Source organism: Aquiflexum sp. (genome assembly GCF_041749095.1).
Lineage (GTDB): Bacteria > Bacteroidota > Bacteroidia > Cytophagales > Cyclobacteriaceae > Aquiflexum.
In genome coordinates, this window is sequence record NZ_JBGTCA010000426.1 from 1 (window position 1) to 17,364 (window position 17,364).

Annotated in this window: 19 protein-coding genes; 8 read left to right on the top strand and 11 right to left on the bottom strand. The window is 38.8% G+C overall.

Annotation, left to right across the window (positions count from 1 at the left end; all coding sequences use genetic code 11):
* Positions 1-421: 421 nt before the first annotated feature.
* A complete protein-coding gene (locus ACEW8O_RS19315; protein ID WP_373496266.1) occupies positions 422-1,867 on the bottom strand; it encodes a M48 family metalloprotease in 1,446 nt (481 codons plus the stop codon).
* A gap of 246 nt (positions 1,868-2,113) precedes the next feature.
* Between ACEW8O_RS19315 and ACEW8O_RS19320 the strand changes: the two genes are divergently transcribed.
* Positions 2,114-2,545 (top strand): DUF6508 domain-containing protein, encoded by a 432-nt coding sequence (locus ACEW8O_RS19320; protein ID WP_373496267.1) that lies wholly within the window; start codon positions 2,114-2,116, stop codon positions 2,543-2,545.
* 105 nt (positions 2,546-2,650) lie between these two features.
* Here the strand turns inward: ACEW8O_RS19320 and ACEW8O_RS19325 are convergent, their stop codons facing one another.
* Positions 2,651-2,881, bottom strand: coding sequence for a hypothetical protein (locus tag ACEW8O_RS19325; protein ID WP_373496268.1), 231 nt, complete (start codon positions 2,879-2,881; stop codon positions 2,651-2,653).
* A 280-nt stretch (positions 2,882-3,161) separates the two neighbouring features.
* On the opposite strand from ACEW8O_RS19325, the gene ACEW8O_RS19330 reads away from it, so the two are divergent.
* The 3 genes from ACEW8O_RS19330 to ACEW8O_RS19340 are packed head-to-tail and all read left to right on the top strand — an operon-like array spanning position 3,162 to position 5,511.
* Entirely contained in the window at positions 3,162-4,367 is a 1,206-nt protein-coding gene (locus tag ACEW8O_RS19330) for a DUF5009 domain-containing protein (protein ID WP_373496269.1), read from the top strand.
* 16 nt (positions 4,368-4,383) lie between these two features.
* Entirely contained in the window at positions 4,384-5,310 is a 927-nt protein-coding gene (locus ACEW8O_RS19335; RefSeq protein WP_373496270.1) for a family 20 glycosylhydrolase, read from the top strand.
* Positions 5,311-5,325: 15 nt separating this feature from the next.
* Positions 5,326-5,511, top strand: coding sequence for a hypothetical protein (locus ACEW8O_RS19340; protein ID WP_373496271.1), 186 nt, complete (start codon positions 5,326-5,328; stop codon positions 5,509-5,511).
* A gap of 155 nt (positions 5,512-5,666) precedes the next feature.
* Here the strand turns inward: ACEW8O_RS19340 and tsf are convergent, their stop codons facing one another.
* The 8 genes from tsf to ACEW8O_RS19380 all read right to left on the bottom strand — a co-directional run bounded on the left by tsf (position 5,667) and on the right by ACEW8O_RS19380 (position 12,168).
* The gene (gene tsf, locus ACEW8O_RS19345; protein WP_373496272.1) at positions 5,667-6,497 is read right to left on the bottom strand and encodes a translation elongation factor Ts; all 831 of its coding nucleotides are present in this window, start codon (positions 6,495-6,497) and stop codon (positions 5,667-5,669) included.
* 304 nt (positions 6,498-6,801) lie between these two features.
* On the bottom strand, positions 6,802-7,563 hold the full coding sequence (rpsB, locus tag ACEW8O_RS19350; protein WP_373496273.1) for a 30S ribosomal protein S2: 762 nt from the start codon (positions 7,561-7,563) through the stop codon (positions 6,802-6,804).
* Between the two features lie 45 nt (positions 7,564-7,608).
* Positions 7,609-7,995, bottom strand: coding sequence for a 30S ribosomal protein S9 (rpsI, locus tag ACEW8O_RS19355; RefSeq protein ID WP_373496274.1), 387 nt, complete (start codon positions 7,993-7,995; stop codon positions 7,609-7,611).
* Between the two features lie 12 nt (positions 7,996-8,007).
* Complete coding sequence (gene rplM / locus ACEW8O_RS19360) at positions 8,008-8,451, bottom strand: 50S ribosomal protein L13 (protein ID WP_373496275.1); 444 nt, start codon at positions 8,449-8,451, stop codon at positions 8,008-8,010.
* A 155-nt stretch (positions 8,452-8,606) separates the two neighbouring features.
* On the bottom strand, positions 8,607-9,317 hold the full coding sequence (locus tag ACEW8O_RS19365; RefSeq protein ID WP_373496276.1) for an RluA family pseudouridine synthase: 711 nt from the start codon (positions 9,315-9,317) through the stop codon (positions 8,607-8,609).
* Positions 9,318-9,470: 153 nt separating this feature from the next.
* Positions 9,471-10,535, bottom strand: a complete 1,065-nt coding sequence (locus ACEW8O_RS19370; protein WP_373496277.1) for a sensor histidine kinase — start codon at positions 10,533-10,535, stop codon at positions 9,471-9,473.
* 4 nt (positions 10,536-10,539) lie between these two features.
* Positions 10,540-11,229 carry a response regulator transcription factor gene (locus tag ACEW8O_RS19375; protein ID WP_373496278.1) on the bottom strand — a complete coding sequence of 230 codons (690 nt, stop codon included), beginning with the start codon at positions 11,227-11,229 and terminating at the stop codon, positions 10,540-10,542.
* Positions 11,230-11,379: 150 nt separating this feature from the next.
* Positions 11,380-12,168, bottom strand: coding sequence for a DUF3108 domain-containing protein (locus tag ACEW8O_RS19380; RefSeq protein ID WP_373496279.1), 789 nt, complete (start codon positions 12,166-12,168; stop codon positions 11,380-11,382).
* A gap of 177 nt (positions 12,169-12,345) precedes the next feature.
* On the opposite strand from ACEW8O_RS19380, the gene recA reads away from it, so the two are divergent.
* Positions 12,346-13,377 (top strand): recombinase RecA, encoded by a 1,032-nt coding sequence (recA, locus tag ACEW8O_RS19385; protein ID WP_373496280.1) that lies wholly within the window; start codon positions 12,346-12,348, stop codon positions 13,375-13,377.
* 106 nt (positions 13,378-13,483) lie between these two features.
* On the opposite strand, the gene ACEW8O_RS19390 is transcribed toward recA, so the two are convergent.
* Entirely contained in the window at positions 13,484-14,728 is a 1,245-nt protein-coding gene (locus ACEW8O_RS19390) for an ABC transporter permease (protein ID WP_373496281.1), read from the bottom strand.
* A 122-nt stretch (positions 14,729-14,850) separates the two neighbouring features.
* Between ACEW8O_RS19390 and queA the strand changes: the two genes are divergently transcribed.
* The 3 genes from queA to ACEW8O_RS19405 all read left to right on the top strand — a co-directional run.
* A complete protein-coding gene (gene queA / locus ACEW8O_RS19395) occupies positions 14,851-15,900 on the top strand; it encodes a tRNA preQ1(34) S-adenosylmethionine ribosyltransferase-isomerase QueA (RefSeq protein WP_373496282.1) in 1,050 nt (349 codons plus the stop codon).
* A 105-nt stretch (positions 15,901-16,005) separates the two neighbouring features.
* Positions 16,006-16,686, top strand: a complete 681-nt coding sequence (locus tag ACEW8O_RS19400; protein WP_373496283.1) for a 2-C-methyl-D-erythritol 4-phosphate cytidylyltransferase — start codon at positions 16,006-16,008, stop codon at positions 16,684-16,686.
* 132 nt (positions 16,687-16,818) lie between these two features.
* Positions 16,819-17,364: LiaF transmembrane domain-containing protein (locus ACEW8O_RS19405; RefSeq protein ID WP_373496284.1), on the top strand; the 546-nt coding region annotated here is incomplete at its 3' end.

Below are 17,364 nucleotides of genomic sequence, written 5' to 3' on the forward strand. Positions count from 1 at the left end.
TTTATAAAAACACAATTCGAATATATGAAATGATTACCAATATCCAATGAATGTCAAGGTGTTAGAGCAGAATTTTGGATATTTATTTTATAAAAAGTAGGCATAGTTTAGCCGAATCATCCATAGATTGAAAATTTAAAGTGAATTTTTTTTGGGATAGCCAAATAATTAATGGGATTGTCTATGACCAATATTAAATGGTTTAAATAATACCTATAATTAGTATTAGATTTTAGGTACAACTTTACTGACAATCCATTTATATTTAAATAGCGAAATCAAATTATCGGGAGAAAAAATATTTTTCCTGAATAAATTTCCACTAAAACTTACTTTAACCATTTAAAATCTAAGATAGTGCCAGGGAATTCTTAAAAAATAAATGTATTGGAATAAAAAAGTTCAGCGGTACAGTTTTAGTTTATTTCCCGATCACTTTAATCAACATGCCCTGTTCGAGCACATCATCAAGTAGCATTCCATTCAAAAGGGCTATTTCTTCAAATCTATCCTGAGGCATACTGAAATGCTGTAATGCTGCCTGCAGATTCATCTTTCTGGGAACCGTTTTGATTCTGACCACATCAGGTTTTCGGTTTAGTTTTTCGGTGTCCTTCAGTTCCTGAAATGCCCGCATGGTGCTTTGAAAGACAGGCTGATAGTTTGGGAATTTAGAAAGTTCTGCGATACCCATAGTATTGTAAATATTTCCTCCAAATTGGATAAGGGTAGAAATCACGCGGATAGTCCCCTGTTCCTGTTTCTGGTCTGCGGTCATCACCAAAGCAGAAAGTCCATTGATTTTTTCTTCTCTGGAATCCACCAATTCCAGTTTGTACTGCTCCAGAATTGTATTGGCAGCTTCTTTAAGAGAAGAGCCTGAACCGAGTGTCAGCATCATCAGGGCATCACCGCTTTTTGGAGCCATCTGAACTTGTTGGGGGGTATTCTGGAAGCTCCAATCATTAGGTATTGTAAAAGAAAATTTAAGAACAGGATGATAAAAAACATTATTTTCCACAAAACCTTGATTGGGGTCTTCTCCAACTATAAGTCCATCGATTTTTTTTAGGTAACTGTTTCTGTTCACCTCAGCACCGGTCATTTTCAGTTTTTCCTGCCATTCCCCTGCCATTCTGGCCACGGTGACATTACGCTCTGCCGGGGATGGATGTGTCGACAAAAAATCAGGAATCTCATCTCCTCCGGAATTGGACTGCTGTCTTTCCAATGTCTGAAAGAAGCCTGCCATTTCTTTAGCATCATAACCTATTTTTGAAGAATATTCCACTCCCAGTTTGTCAGATTCCCTTTCTGCATCCCTTCCAAAACTCAACAATGCTAACTGCATGCCTTGGGATAATGGCTCTACGAATTGGGTCAATTGGGGTACCAATATTATACCTGCAATCAGCCCCAGTTGACTTAGCATTTGGTTACGCTGCTGTATGACAGAATGCCTCGCCGTAATATGGCCGATTTCATGACCTAAAACACCTGCGAATTCTGCTTCATTGTTGAAGTGGGCCATGATGCCACGGGTGAAATATACAAAACCTCCGGGCACTGCAAAGGCATTAATAACAGGTGAATCCACTATCTTGAATTCATAATTCAATTTTGGTCTATGGGAAATCTCAGCCATTTCCAGGCCTTTATCGGTTATGAATTTTTGGAGTTGTGGGTCATCATATAGGCCAAAAAAAGCTACAATCTGTGGATCAGATTGTTTTCCCATTGCTATTTCCTGGGCTTCAGACATAAAAACAACTTGTCTTTTTCCGGTTACAGGATTGCGAGCACAACTGCTGAGCAATGTAGAACTTGCTATAAAACTGATTAACAGGATATGAGGTAGTCTCTTCATGAGGTTGATATTAAACACGGGTTTGCTGATTTATTCGAACTAAAAAACTATAACTCTTTTAATTATAGCAATTTTGGAACCAATACATATATTTCAATAATATTTATAAGTTTTTTTTGTTTTCTTGTAAATTGGAGAAACAGGTCTTAAGCCTTTACAGCTTCATTCAATTTTTTCTAAATGATTCAATATCCGATAAAAGTTGTAAATTGTTAGCCAACCATCTGTAATTCCTATCTATTTTTTATGAAGCCTCAATTCACTCCATTAAATTCAATAGAACCTTACCTAAAATCAGAGAATGGGAAAAAAGCCATTCACAGTTTGTCACATTACATCCACGAAATGGAGTCGGAGTTTAAGAGAATAAGAAAAGCCATTCCCTTTGACCTGACAGAAGACGCATTAATGAAATATGTGGATTTTGATGAATTAAAACCAAAACTGCAGATAGATATCAACATTTCAGGATTATTGGTGGACTTTGATCCGGAAAGTTGGATCGAAGGAATGGAGTTGCTGGACGGAATCCGTAAACAGAAGGCTGTCAATAAAATCAAAGTCTGTAAGTTGATGACCATCATCATCAAAAGGAATTCCCGTGAAAGCGGTTATTTCGATAAAGAGCTCAAGAAAGGTACTTTTGTCTGGCTTTTGAAAAATCTTTGTCCTGAATAACCCACCCTGACCATTGGTAAGAAAGTACATTTTTTCTAAATCCCCACCTTTTCCAAAATATTGGACTCAGGGTGACAGCGGCTCCGATAACTTTAATACTAGGAATTAAGAATCTACAGATGCAATTGCTTCTTGCATGTCACTTTCTTCAATTACTTTCCCGAGATCTACCCCACCTCTGAACAGAAGCATTCCTCCTGCGACCCCTAGCGGGTAATTTTTGTTCTGTAATCCATGAATCAGAAGGTAAGTTCCTGAGAAGAGCATCACTACAGGTTCTATGCTTTTGAATCCCTTTTTGACGGTGATGAATATTGATTTTATCAGAGTTGCCATATTATTTTGGTTTAATTTTTAAGATTTATAAAGTAAAACATCAATTTAAAACATAAATATTATCAAAAAATCAGATTGTTGATAAAATTAGTCAATAATTGTGCCGCATACCCGATTTGCTACACCGGACTGATATGGAATTTGCCTTTAATGTAAAAATAGAGACATATTATTAATAGCGGATTGTTTTTTTCTTTACTTTATTAGTGACTACTCCTGATTGAGAATAACTTCTCTTGAACTGAATGCTTATCCCGTTACAAATTGATTTAGAATCACTATGAACCTCATCGATTCCCGGTCTTCTCCAATGCGCGTGTATTCCATCGATGTATTCAGAGCAATAACAATGCTGTTGATGATCTTTGTGAATGACCTTTGGACCTTGAAGGAAATCCCGGGATGGTTGGGACACGCACCGACAAAAGTAGATGGCATGGGACTGGCCGATGTAGTATTCCCGGCTTTTTTGGTTATAGTAGGATTGTCCATCCCTTTTGCCATTTCCAAACGGATTAAGAAAGGGGAAGGCATTTACGATACTTTAAAACATATTTTTTTCCGAACATTGGCATTATTGACCATGGGGGTTTTTCATGTCAATTTGGAAAATTATAATAAATCTGATTCATTTGTGTCCAAGCCGGTTTGGCAGATTTTAATGACCATTGCATTCTTTTTGATATGGTTGGACTATTCTTCTTATCTGAATAAAAAAAGAAATAATCTGCTTCAAATCAGCGGGATACTACTGTTGGCAGTCCTGGCCTACCTCTATGTCGGGGGAACTTCAGAAGACCCAACATGGATGAAATTTCATTGGTGGGGAATCCTTGGCTTAATAGGTTGGGCCTATTTAATTGCTTCCTTGGTGTATCTTTTTTTTAGGGAAAGGATGGCTGTCTATATCTTCTTTTTTATATTTTTCCTGTTATTCAATTCCGCTGAAAAATTAGGTTGGCTTGACTTCCTTAATCCCATCAAACCTTATTTCTGGATTTCAGGTAATGGGTCAAACCCGGCATTTTCCATGGCAGGTGTAATCATTGGAGTTTATTATAAGAATTATCTTTCCAATGGGAAATATAAAAACTACGGTCTTGTCCTTGGTTCCTTTGCAATGATTCTGGTATTTTTTGGTTATTTGACCCGACCACTTTGGGGCATCCACAAAATCGGAGCATCTCCATCATGGGTTGCTATTTGTACAGGATTGAGTTTTTTGGTTTTGGCTGCTTTGATTTGGTTAGTAGATAAAAAAGGTAAAGCACATTGGTTTAATATTATTAAGCCTGCCGGTACAAGTACACTCACCTGTTATCTGCTGCCCTATATTCATTATGCATTATTTTCGTTGGTAGGTATTGTTTTGCCTTTATTTTTGAGAACAGGGTATATTGGAATATTAAAATCACTGCTTTATGCCCTGATCATAATTTTGATTACAGGTTTGTTGGAAAAAAATAAAATCAGATTGAAAATTTAACATAAACCCTAATACCATGAAAAACACTATTGCTTTCCTGATTATCCTTTTCTGTTTCCATTTAGGGACAACAACTGCCCAAACTGCAAAAGATGAACTGCCTGTAAGGGGATTGGCTATTGCTGCCCCAAAAACCAATGAAGTTGACAGGTTCGTTAAATTTATCAATGAGGAGTTGGCACCAAGAAGAATAAATACAATTGTGCTGAGGGTAGATTATAATTACCAGTTTACAAGCCATCCTGATCTTAGTGATGATAATGCCATGAGCAAAAGTGATGTCAAAAAAATGGTGTCAGCAGCAAAACAACATCAGATCAAACTCATTCCTCAGATCAATCTTTTGGGTCATCAGTCATGGGCAAGCACTTTGGGCAACTTACTGACGGTTTATCCGGAGTTTGATGAAACACCTCATGTCAAACTTCCTGAAAAATATGAATGGCCAAATGCCGATGGTCTTTATTGTAAAAGCTATTGCCCATTACACCCTGAGGTACATCAGGTGGTTTTTGCCTTGATGGACGAAATTGTTGAGGTTTTTGAAAATGATGCCTTTCACGCAGGGATGGATGAGGTATTTTATATCGGAGATGATAAATGCCCAAGGTGTCAAGGATTGGACAAAGCCGAGCTTTTTGCAGGAGAAGTAACCAAAATCAGAAACCACTTGGCTTTCAGTGACAAAGAGCTGTGGATTTGGGGTGATCGTTTGATTGATGGCAAGACTACAGGTATAGGTTTGTGGGAGGGAAGTTACAACAGAACCCATAAGGCTGTTGATTTGATTCCCAAGGATGTGGTGATCAATGACTGGCATTACGAAAAACCTGTTGGCACTCCTGTCTATTTTGCGATGAAGGGCTTTGATGTGGTCAGTTGTGCATGGAGAAAACCTCATGTTGGAGTGAGTCATGTGGAGGATATGTTTCTTTTTAGGTAAAATAATACTGACGTAATGAAAGACCGTTTTGCCGGTGTCATGTTGACAGTTTGGTCTGGAGTGACTCCGTTTTTGGATGGATACTATGCTTATAAATCAGATCCTAACAAAGAAATGACCGAACAGGAAAATAATCAGCCTTGGGTGACTTTTGTGCAGATGTTCAATAGGTATAAGGCTATTGCTGTTAATGAAAGGTAAACATCATAATTTAAATAATTGTCTTTTTGTATCGGCTTTAAAAAAAAACCAAGCAAATGCCTTTATTTTTGGCCATAAATAAAAAAACCTCCGGAAATACCGGAGGTTTTATTAAATATGCAATTGGATATTATCCTAACGGGCATCCCGTACGATTATCCAATAGATATCCTTTTGAATTCAGACACTGTCAAACCTTTGCTCACACCATCAAGGTACTGGGCAATTGTTTTGCTGTTGTCTTTCACAAATGCCTGGCTCAACAATGTATTCTCTTTGTAGAACTTGTTAAGTTTACCCAAAGCGATTTTTTCCAACATTTCTTCAGGCTTTCCTTCCTGTCTTGCCTGATCTTTGCCGATTTCGATTTCCCTTTCAATGGTAGTGGCATCCACACCATCTTTGTCCACTGCTACAGGGTTCATTGCTGCAATCTGCATCGCAACATCTTTACCGGCTTCTTCCACAGCAGCACCATTTGTTTTCACCAATGCTACCAACACACCCAATTTGCCATTGGAATGGATATAAGAAACGACTGTTTCACCTTTTACAACCTCAAAATGAGAGATTTCAAGTTTCTCTCCGATTTTGCCTGTCATTTCAATGATTTTCTCCTGAACTGTGATGGCTTCAAATGGAAGTGCCAAGATCTGCTCCCTAGTTTGCGCATTGTTGTTGATCGCAAGGTCCAATAGGGTATTTGCAAAAGCAGCAAACTCATCGTTTTTAGCTACAAAGTCAGTCTCACAAGTCAAAGATAGCAAGGTGCCTACACTTCCGTCTGCGCTTACATTGGTGACAATTGTACCTTCTTTGGTTTCACGGTCAGCCCTGGATGCAGAGACTTTTTGGCCTTTTTTTCTAAGAATGTCAATAGCTTTTTCGAAATCCCCTTCTGCCTCCGTAAGGGCTTTTTTACAGTCCATCATACCGGCACCGGTCATTTGTCTTAATTTGTTTACTTCTTGTGCAGTAATAGCCATTGTTGTGTTTGTTTATTAGATTAAATTTTATTTCAATTTTTGGAAAAGCCTCTAGGTTTGGGTAGGTACACAAGACCTTCGAGGTTTTGGGGTAATAATTTTTCCACCGTGTTCCTTTGATAAAAACCTCAAAGGTCATATGGTTGAAAACCTGGTTGGCGATAAAGACCTTCTAGGTTTGGGGGTTAATGATTTTTTACCGTGATCTTTTTAATAAAAACCTCAAAGGTCTGGTAAAAACAAAAAATTGAACACAGGCCTAAGCCGTATGTTCAATCTTTTATATATAGTAAATCAAAGTGGATTACTCTTGAACTTCGGCGTCAACAGCTTTTTTTGCTTCTTCCTCTTCGGTAAGTTTAGCATCTTCTTTGTCTCTTCTTCTTTCAGAAAGACCTTCTTCAATTGCTATTCCGAAGGCTTTCACCAACAAAGAGATTGATTTAAATGCATCATCATTGGCCGGGATAGGGAAATCAACCTCATTTGGGTTGGAGTTCGTATCTACCAATGCGAAAACAGGGATACCAAGCTTTTGTGCTTCTGCAATAGCGATGTGTTCTCTTTTGATGTCAACGATGAAAAGAGCGGCAGGAAGTCTTGTCAGGTCAGCGATACCGCCCAACACACTTTCCAATTTCTCTCTTTGTCTGCTGATCATCAAACGTTCTTTTTTCGCAAGATTTTTGTAAGCGTCCTCTTTCGTCATTTTGTCGATAGTGGACATTTTCTTCAAGGACTTTCGGATAGTGGCAAAGTTAGTCAACATCCCACCTAACCACCTTTCAGTGACGAAAGGCATGTTCAGTCTTCTTGCTTCATCTGCTACCAAGTCTTTCGCCTGCTTTTTGGTAGCGACGAACATGACTTTTTTGCCGGAGCGAACGATCTGCTTGATTGCGTTGGATGCTTCTTCAAGGCAAACGAGCGTTTTGTTTAGGTCGATGATATGGATACCGTTCTTCTCCATGAAGATGTAAGGCGCCATTCTCGGATCCCACTTTCTTGTTAAGTGTCCAAAGTGAACACCAGCATCCAGTAAGTCTTTATATTCTATTTGTGCCATTAATAAATAAGATAGTTTCTATATAAAATTTGAAAAATCTCCGGATTAACGTTTAGAGAACTGGAATTTTTTCCTAGCTTTCTTACGTCCCGGCTTCTTACGTTCTACCATTCTTGGGTCACGGGTAAGAAAACCTTCTTTTTTCAATGCTGATCTGTGTTCTGCGTCAAATTTGCACAAAGCCCTTGAGATAGCCATTCTAGCTGCCTCGGCCTGTCCTGTGATGCCACCACCATCAACATTGATTTTGATGTCGTAAGAACCATCCACACCCACAAGTATCAAAGGCTGCTTTACAACAATCCGATGCAGGTCAAAAGGGAAATAAACTTCGATCGTCCTGTCATTGACAGTAATCTCACCATTTCCCGGTTTCATGTAGATTCTGGCGACTGATGTCTTCCTTCTACCGATTGTATTGATAATTTCCATGGACTGCTTTGATTAAAATTTGACTTCTTTTGGTTGCTGCGCAGCATGAGGATGCTCGGAACCGTTGTAAACGAAAAGATTTCTGTAAAGCTCTCTTCCCAATCTGGTTTTTGGAAGCATGCCTCTTACAGCCTTTTCAACCAAAATTGAAGCAGATTTTTGTTTCAATAATTTGGGAGTGGTGATTCGCTGTCCACCTGGATATCCGGTGTGGCGCACATAGACTTTTTCGTCCATCTTTCTTCCTGTCAGCCTTACTTTGTCTGCATTGATGACAATCACGTTGTCTCCGCAGTCTACATGAGGAGTGTAATAAGGCTTGTGCTTGCCCCTCAGGATTTTTGCGACCTCACTCGAAAATCTACCTAATACTGCAGACTGGGCATCCACTACAACCCAGTTTTTCTCTACAGTAGCATCATTTGCTGATATGGTCTTGTAGCTTAATGTATCCACTGTGTAAATATTTAATTATTAGCTTGTTATATATACTTCACCCTCAAAAAGGGACACAAAGATAGAAGTAATTTCTTTTTATTGCAAAAGAAACTAAATTATTGCCTAGAAATTCATTTGAATATTGAATTTTTAACCATTTGGCCTTCTTCCTCTTAACTGTTTTTTTCCAGTTGCTTCATCAAAACCTCGAAGTCCTTGGGGTATGGGGCGGTTACTTTTATTTTGGAACCGTCCATTCCGGTAAACTCAATGGCATAGGCATGAAGGGAAACCCGCTGCATAAGGGGCATTTCGTCCGTGTCCTTTTTGAGGTTAAACCTTCTTTTTAATGACGATAAATAAAGTGGATTGCCACCATAAGTTTCGTCCCCGCAGATCGGGGATTTCAGATAGGCCAAATGGATCCGGATCTGATGCAACCTGCCTGTAATCGGTCTACACTCTATTAATGTGTGGGTGTAGAAAGTATTCAGGGTATTGAAATAAGTCTGCGCAGGCTTGCCATCTTTCGTAATCTTGGCGATGCCCTTGTTGTTGGCATGAAGGTTACGGTCCACCAATACGTTTTTGTATTCATGAATGCCTTCCACTACCGCATGATAGATTTTGTCAACTTTCCGGTTCTCAAACTGTATGGCAATGTTCCTGTATGCCTCGGGATTTTTTGCAATTACGAGACAACCGGAAGTTTCTTTGTCCAACCTGTGGCATACCTGGGCATCAGAAGTGTATTGCTTGGCCAAGTCCAGGATATTCTGAGCCTCATGCCTATCGTCCAAAGTTGATAAATAGGGAAGCTTATTGACCACGAGGTAATCCTCGTTTTCGAATAGAATCAGGTCTTTAAAATTGATCTTTTTCATGCTGTCCTCTTCCCAATGGGGCGCAAAACTATAGAATATTGATCAGTGAAAAAAATTAATCCAGAAGATTGTTTGGAGATTAGTTAATTGAGTCTCCAATGAAAAGAAATACTATGAAAAAAATCATTCAATGATTGCTGCCAAATATTTCCTCTATGATAATATATCTTCAGCTTTTGCTGACTTCTCCAAAGGCAATTCAAAACTAAAAACAGAACCTTTCCCCAGGATACTGCTGACTGAGATTTTGCTTTTGTGTCCTTCGAGAATATGTTTGACGATGGCAAGTCCCAGGCCTGTTCCTCCCATTTCCCTGTTCCTGCTTTTATCCACCCTGTAAAACCTTTCAAAGATTCTTTTCAGGTCCTCAGGAGGGATTCCTTTCCCATTGTCTTTTACCTCAACGGTGAGTTGGTTTTTGTGACTTTTTAGAGTTACATCGATTTCTCCCCCATCATTATTGTATTTGATGGAATTCGAAATCAGGTTTTGGCATACCCGGAAGATTTTCTCCTTATCCGCAAAAGTCCTATATGTCTTTTCTTTGTCATAATAGAAGCGGATCAACATATGCCTTTTAGAGGCCTTGTGTTCAAGTTCTTCTATTACCTCATGGACGACTTCTTTTACATCAAAAGACTCATAATGGAATTTGACAACGCCGCTTTCCATTTGGTTTAGCGTCAGCATGTCCTGAACCAATTTGTCTAGGGCATTGAGGCTTTTAGCGGCACGTTTCAAAAACTTCAACCTTACCGATTTATCCTCCACTGCACCATCCAAAAGGGTATGAATATATCCCTGTGCAGCAAAAATCGGGGTTTTGAGCTCGTGAGATATATCGGCTATAAACTCCTTTCTGAATTCTGCATTTTTTTGAAGTGCCTCAATTTCCTTGTTTTTGGCCTGTGCGTAGGAATTGATCGTTTTATTGATCTTTCTAAGTGGAGAAATTGACAACTTATCAGACTTGTCGGGAATGTTAGAATAGTCCTTTTTTTGGATTTTTTCAAGTACCCCATAGATATTGCTGATTTCGTTGAAAATCAGAAACTCCAAGGTCACATTCATCAAAATATAGGAGACAGAAAAAGAAATGCTACCCGCTACTACCAGAAGGGTAGGGGTAGCATCATCCAAAAGCAATAAAAACAACACCGTAAGGGCAGAAATAGCCAAAGCCAATAACAAAGAAATTCCCCGCGATGTGGTTAACATATGATCAGTTCAGTTCGAATTTATATCCTACTCCTTTTACAGTAGTGATATAATCTTCGCCAATCTTTTCCCTCACTTTTCTGATATGTACATCCACAGTCCGCGCCAGTACAAATACATCAGCTCCCCAGATATTCTGCAAAAGATCATCCCTACTGAAAACCATATTAGGGTTTTTGGCCAGAAAATACAACAATTCGAATTCTTTTTTGGGTAGAGTTATGGTCTTACCTGCCTTATCGATAGTATAGCTTGTCCTATCTATAGTTAAGTCTTTGATCTTGATTTGGGTGAATTCCTGTTCTTTTTTTGATTCCCTTCTAAACAGTGCTGCAATTCTACTCATCAGTGCACGGGGCTTGATAGGTTTGGTGATGTAATCATCAGCACCCACATCAAATGCCGCTACTTCAGAATATTCTTCTGATCTGGCGGTAAGAAAAATGATAAATGTATTTTTGAGTTCAGGAATTTCACGCATCTGCCTACAGGTCTCCACACCGTCCTGATGCGGCATCATGATGTCCAGCAATATCACATCCGGTTGGAATTTGGCGGCGATCTTCACTGCCTTAATGCCATCTTCAGCATTTTCAACCTCATATCCCTCTTTTTTGAGGTTATAGGTGAGTATTTCTACAATGTCCGGCTCATCGTCAACGACAAGCACCTTCACTTTTTGTTTATCACTCATGTGGATATAGCGGATTTGGTTGCACTAATGTGATGCTAATTTAAAAAAAGACCTTACATAAATGGATTTTTGTTGAAGTGATGCCAATAAAAACAACATTAAATTTTTATTAAGGCAGCTAATGTTATCCCAATATTAACTCTGGGTAAATTAATTATTACGCAGACCTGATACCTCCATGATTTCCATATCGAGGGAACCGACCATTAGCTTTGCTTTTATTTTTAGTGGAATCTTATTCTTATCATCAGAAATCCAAACAGTCACGGGCCGTTCTCCCCTGAACAATTTATTTTTCGGCATTATCGGGGAAAATACAAATGTGTCAAATTTCCCTATCTTGGTGCTGACTGATTCCTTGCCACTATATATTAATTTTAGGTTATATATTTCTTTATCAAAAAATCCGGTAAGGGTAACAGTATCTCCCTTCTTCAGTTTTTTTAGGTCCATAGTCCTTAAAAGATAAAATCCGCTAACAATATCCTGAACATTGGAAGGGATATTATAATCCTTGGTTTCCACCAGATTTTTATTTTCCCTGTCATAAAGTCTCACGTGGGCATTTTTTTTATTATGGTCAAAAATCACCCTTTCATGTTTTCTGTATTTGCCTTCCTCGATATGTCTGTATGATTGATATGGGATTATTTTGGCTGTATCAAGATAACTTCCCCAGTTGTCATTTACTTTGAAAAGCTTGAAAATTCCAAGGGTCTGACCAAAAACATCAATCTTGTAGGTAGGGCGGCTGTTCATGGAAGATATTTGTGGATTGACCACCATTTTGGCTTCAGCCGCATCAAGGAATCCATAGCTGACTTTAAAGGTCAATTCCTCCCCATTTTGAAAAGCCATGTTTTTTTGCCCAAATGCTCCGGAAAGTCCAAGCAGAAAAAAAAATGTGACAACTACTGACTTTTTAATATGTTTTTTCATTAAATTATGTTTTCAACTGTAAGCTTTTCAAATCTTATACCAATATTAGCAACATATTGAAGAAGCCTGGTTTTGGGTGCCAGAAAGTAATACGTAATCCTTTTTGGAAGAGTTGGGTCTCCAATTATCTATCATTAATTTCAAATTATCAAATCAAAGAATTGTTAACATATAAATATGAGCGTGAACACAGAAAAACTTAAAGCCCTTCAACTTACCATTGACAAGTTGGAAAAAACTTATGGTAAAGGTACCGTAATGAAATTAAGTGACAATACCGTACAGGATATTCCCGCTATTTCCACGGGATCTTTGGGATTGGATATGGCATTGGGTATTGGGGGTATTCCTCGAGGAAGAGTGATCGAGGTTTATGGTCCTGAATCCTCGGGAAAAACAACCCTAACCATGCATTGTATCGCTGAAGCCCAGAAAGCGGGAGGATTGGCAGCTTTTATTGATGCAGAACATGCTTTTGATAAAAACTACGCTGAGAAGCTTGGTATTGACATTGAGAACCTTTTGATTTCCCAACCGGACAATGGAGAACAGGCACTGGAAATCGCAGAGCATTTGATCAGGTCAGGTGCGATCGATATTATAGTCATTGATTCCGTGGCGGCACTTGTTCCCAAAAGTGAACTGGAAGGTGAAATGGGCGATAGCAAAATGGGACTTCAGGCAAGATTGATGTCCCAGGCTTTAAGAAAACTGACGGGAGCAATCAACAAGACTGGATGCTCCTGTATTTTTATCAATCAGTTGAGGGACAAAATCGGGGTGATGTTCGGAAGTCCTGAGACAACAACGGGTGGAAATGCCCTGAAATTTTATGCATCTGTTAGACTTGATATCCGTCGGATCGGTCAGATCAAAGAAGGTGCGGACAATATCCTTGGAAACAGGACCAAAGTTAAAGTAGTCAAAAACAAAGTAGCCCCTCCATTTAAGGTGGTGGAATTTGATATCATGTACGGACAGGGGATTTCAAAAGTAGGGGAGATCATTGACATTGGGGTGGAATTTGAGATTATCAAAAAAGCCGGTTCTTGGTTTTCCTATGAAGGAAACAAACTGGGGCAGGGCAGGGATGCTGTGAAGTCTCTTCTTCTGGACAATCCTGAACTCATGGAAGAACTTGAAATCAAGATAAAAGATAAAGCAGGACTAGGCAAGAAGTCGGAAAAAGGAAAACCGATTGAAGAATAAAACTAACTCTATTTTGTCAAATTAATGCTTAAAATCTGACAGATTTTTACAGATCAGAATGTGTTATTAATGCTTTTCTGGTAGAAAAACTGTCAGGTTTTAATTTTTATGTTGCTCTGATCGCTTCGACGGGATCAAGTCTTGCGGCTAGTGTAGCCGGGACAATACCCGACACTACTCCAATAACAGAAGAAATACCCAATCCCAACATGATGTTCTTAAATGACAGGACCAGTTCCAAGGAACCTAATTGTAAAAAGGTGAGGCCATACACAATGACGATTCCGGTCAGACCTCCAATCAAACTTAGAAATACCGCTTCAAACAAAAACTGAAATAAAATGAAGTAATTTTTAGCACCAAGTGATTTTTGGATACCAATAATACTTGTCCTTTCTTTTACCGAAACAAACATGATATTAGCTATCCCAAACCCACCGACCAAAATTGAGAAACCTCCAATAACCCACCCGGCAGCGCTGATAACATCAAATACCGACCCGATGGTGTTCATGATAAATTCAGATTTATTGAGCGCAAAATTATCATCTTGGGTGGGTTTCAGTCCTCTTTTTGCCCTTAGTGCACCGATCAGTTCATTTTCAAGTGCTATCAATCCGATATCGTTTTCCATTCCTTTTATTGCAATGGATGGCTCAATACCATTTTTGCCTACATAATAAAGTTTGGTAAAACTGCCAAATGGAATCATGCAGGCTTCATCTTTTGATGCAATATCGAATAGTCCTTCACCTTCTTCTTCGAAAACCCCGATCACAACAAATTTTCCCCCTTTTATTTTCATTTCCTTACCCAATGGATCTTTTCCGGGGAATAGCGTATTAGCGATTTTATTACCTATGAGTGTTACATTTCGGGAAGCATTGATCTCTGATTCTGTGAAAAAACGTCCGGATTGTAATGGAAGATCATAAACATCCTGATAAGTATATGTAATCCCCGTGAGATTGGTTCCTTTATAAGAATTGCTACCGGCCTGTACAATGGTATTTGCAGAGGCTGAAAATGAGATGGCCTCTGCATTTTTAAGTTTGTCTTTAAGGAAAACAAATTCCGCATAGGTATTATAAGGCCTTCGGAAATATTTCCACCAAGGATAATCCGGTCCTCCCACCCATTGAAATCTATTGACAGTGACTACATTGCTTCCCAGAAAGGTAAAACTTGATTTTATGTTTTTCTCAAGAGAATCAACCAAGGTAAAAACAGCGATAATTGCAAAAATTCCTACAGTTACCCCTAATAAAGACAGAATTGTCCGTGTGAGGTTGGATTTAAGTGCCTGCATTGCAAACCTTATACTTTCCCAGACTAATTTGATAAATACCACGACTAAGATGTTGTTTTAAAACTAATTGGCAATATAAATAGATTTCGGGATTTTTATTTTTAACTTTGCGGTTTTTAAATACTATTTGAACAACAAAAAAAAGTATATCCTATTTATACCATATGAAGTTATCAGACTTTAAATTCGACGTTCCCAAAAAATTAATTTCCTTGTATCCGGCAGCCAACAGAGACGAATCACGTCTGATGGTTGTGAACAGAAAAAACGGTCAGATTGAGCACCGTCTTTTCAAAGATATCATAGAGTACTTTGAAGTTGGGGATGTTTTTGTAATGAACAATACAAAGGTTTTTCCAGCGAGGCTTTATGGAAATAAAGAAAAGACCGGAGCAAAGATTGAAGTTTTCCTATTAAGGGAATTAAATCAAGATCTGAGACTTTGGGATGTTTTGGTGGATCCTGCGAGAAAAATAAGGGTTGGTAACAAACTGTATTTTGGCGACAGTGACCTTGTTGCTGAAGTGATTGACAATACCACCTCAAGAGGAAGAACGATAAGATTTTTGTTTGATGGTACCGACGAGGAGTTCTACAAGACCATTGATACCCTAGGCGAGACACCGATCCTTAAAGAGTTTATCGACAGAAAAGTTGAGGCTGAGGATAGAGAAAGGTATCAGACCATTTTTGCAAAACATGTAGGTGCAGTGGCCGCCCCTACAGCAGGATTGCATTTCACTCCGCATCTGTTGAAAAGGTTGGAACTTAAAGGTGTTGATATTTCTCCGATTACTTTGCATGTAGGCCTAGGGACTTTTAGACAGGTAGATGTTGAAGACCTTACCAAACATAAAATGGATTCTGAGAATTATGACATTCCAGAAAAGACTGTTGAACTTGTCAATAGGGCACTCGATAACAAAAAAAGGGTGGTGTCTGTAGGAACCACTTCTCTCAAGACCATTGAGTCTTCCGTTACTGCAAATGGAAGATTGAAGGAAAGCAGTGGTTGGACGGATAAGTTTATTATTCCTCCCTATGAGTTCAAAATTGCCAATACCCTTATCACCAATTTTCACCTACCTGAATCAACACTTTTGATGACAACATCTGCCTTTGGTGGATACGACCTCATCATGAAGGCATATCAGGAAGCGATTAAAGAAAAATACAGGTTCTTCTCATATGGAGATGCCATGTTGATACTCTAAAAACCATAGGCTCGCAAGAGCCTTTTTTTATTCTTCATATTTTTTTCATCTTGGGTTGATATTCAATAAGAATTATTCATCCAATTTTGTGCAACACATCTAAAAATGAAAAAATACGCAATTATTGTTGCAGGCGGAAGCGGCACCAGGATGGGTGCTGCTATTCCTAAGCAATACCTCGAAGTAGGAGGTCAGCCTATATTAATGCAGACCTTATCGTTATTCCACGGTACTGATTCTTCTGTTAATCTGATTTTGGTAATCCCGGAAACTGATTTTTCACTTTGGAATGAACTATGCCTTAAATTCGGATTTCTTTTACCCCACAGGCTTGTAGCCGGAGGGAAAAGCCGATTTCAGTCTGTGAAAAATGGATTGGATGCCATTCCTGAAAATGGAGGTTTAGTAGCAATCCATGATGGAGTGAGACCTTTTGTACAGCCAAAAGTTATTTTAGAGAGCTTTGAGAAAGCGGAAGAAATGGGTTCGGCCATTGCTGTAGTAGCTTTGAAGGATTCCATCAGAAAGTTGACAGATGATGGCAGGTCATTTTTTCAGGAAAGGCAATATTTCCGTTTGGTGCAGACCCCACAGACATTTCAGGTATCAAAAATAAAAAAAGCTTTTGAAACACCGGAATTATACCATTTCACTGATGATGCCACTGTTTATGAACATCAGGGTTGGCAGGTATTTTTGATCTCAGGAAATCCGGAAAATATTAAAATCACCACTCCGGAGGACATGGAATATGCTTCCTTTCTTATTCAGAAAAGAAATAGGTGAATCCATTCACCGATAAATTCCCGGTATTCACCGAGTTTTTGAAGGGGATAGCCTATTTAATGGTCTTTTTATTTTGAGTATGATCTAGTTTTGACAGCATCAAAGCATTTATAAAACTTAAATCATAATAAAATGGCAAAGCACAAATATTCCCAAGGAAACAGTGACATCACCGCAGGAATCATCATTTTGATCATAGGATCTGTACTTTTATTAAAAGCGCTCGGTTTATGGTTCCCGGTTTGGTTTACCTCATGGCCAATGATTTTGATAGCTGTCGGCGTAGTAATTTTGGTCAAAAATAAATTTCAGACCGGTTTCGGTTTGTTTCTGATTGTTTTTGGAGGGTTTTGGCTGATTCAAAGAAATTTCGGTTTCCCATATGAATTACGTCCTTATCTGATACCCGGTGGATTGATCCTATTAGGATTGTACCTGATAGCAAAAAGAAACAATGATAGAAACCGGTTTAACGAAGAGTTTTTCGGATCCCTATCTCCAAAAAAGGCCGAGCCCCTCGGACCAGGCGCAACAAGTACCGACGAAGGCAATCAGGAATATAATAAAGCTTACAAAAAGAATTATGCTTTCACCGATTCAAGTGATTTGGTCAATGCCCAGGCATTGTTCACCGGTATTGAGAGGAGAATCTTATCGAAGAACTTTAAAGGAGGAAAG

Bases quoted from the DNA above. Each gene is read 5' to 3' on its own strand.
- rpsI (WP_373496274.1), bottom strand. From the start codon at position 7,995: ATGGAAATTATCAATACAATCGGTAGAAGGAAGACATCAGTCGCCAGA.
- rpsB (WP_373496273.1), bottom strand. From the start codon at position 7,563: ATGGCACAAATAGAATATAAAGACTTACTGGATGCTGGTGTTCACTTT.
- ACEW8O_RS19315 (WP_373496266.1), bottom strand. From the start codon at position 1,867: ATGAAGAGACTACCTCATATCCTGTTAATCAGTTTTATAGCAAGTTCT.
- ACEW8O_RS19325 (WP_373496268.1), bottom strand. From the start codon at position 2,881: ATGGCAACTCTGATAAAATCAATATTCATCACCGTCAAAAAGGGATTC.
- tsf (WP_373496272.1), bottom strand. From the start codon at position 6,497: ATGGCTATTACTGCACAAGAAGTAAACAAATTAAGACAAATGACCGGT.
- ACEW8O_RS19335 (WP_373496270.1), top strand. From the start codon at position 4,384: ATGAAAAACACTATTGCTTTCCTGATTATCCTTTTCTGTTTCCATTTA.
- ACEW8O_RS19370 (WP_373496277.1), bottom strand. From the start codon at position 10,535: ATGTTAACCACATCGCGGGGAATTTCTTTGTTATTGGCTTTGGCTATT.
- ACEW8O_RS19340 (WP_373496271.1), top strand. From the start codon at position 5,326: ATGAAAGACCGTTTTGCCGGTGTCATGTTGACAGTTTGGTCTGGAGTG.
- queA (WP_373496282.1), top strand. From the start codon at position 14,851: ATGAAGTTATCAGACTTTAAATTCGACGTTCCCAAAAAATTAATTTCC.
- ACEW8O_RS19365 (WP_373496276.1), bottom strand. From the start codon at position 9,317: ATGAAAAAGATCAATTTTAAAGACCTGATTCTATTCGAAAACGAGGAT.
- ACEW8O_RS19380 (WP_373496279.1), bottom strand. From the start codon at position 12,168: ATGAAAAAACATATTAAAAAGTCAGTAGTTGTCACATTTTTTTTTCTG.
- ACEW8O_RS19330 (WP_373496269.1), top strand. From the start codon at position 3,162: ATGAACCTCATCGATTCCCGGTCTTCTCCAATGCGCGTGTATTCCATC.
- ACEW8O_RS19400 (WP_373496283.1), top strand. From the start codon at position 16,006: ATGAAAAAATACGCAATTATTGTTGCAGGCGGAAGCGGCACCAGGATG.
- ACEW8O_RS19320 (WP_373496267.1), top strand. From the start codon at position 2,114: ATGAAGCCTCAATTCACTCCATTAAATTCAATAGAACCTTACCTAAAA.
- ACEW8O_RS19375 (WP_373496278.1), bottom strand. From the start codon at position 11,229: ATGAGTGATAAACAAAAAGTGAAGGTGCTTGTCGTTGACGATGAGCCG.
- recA (WP_373496280.1), top strand. From the start codon at position 12,346: ATGAGCGTGAACACAGAAAAACTTAAAGCCCTTCAACTTACCATTGAC.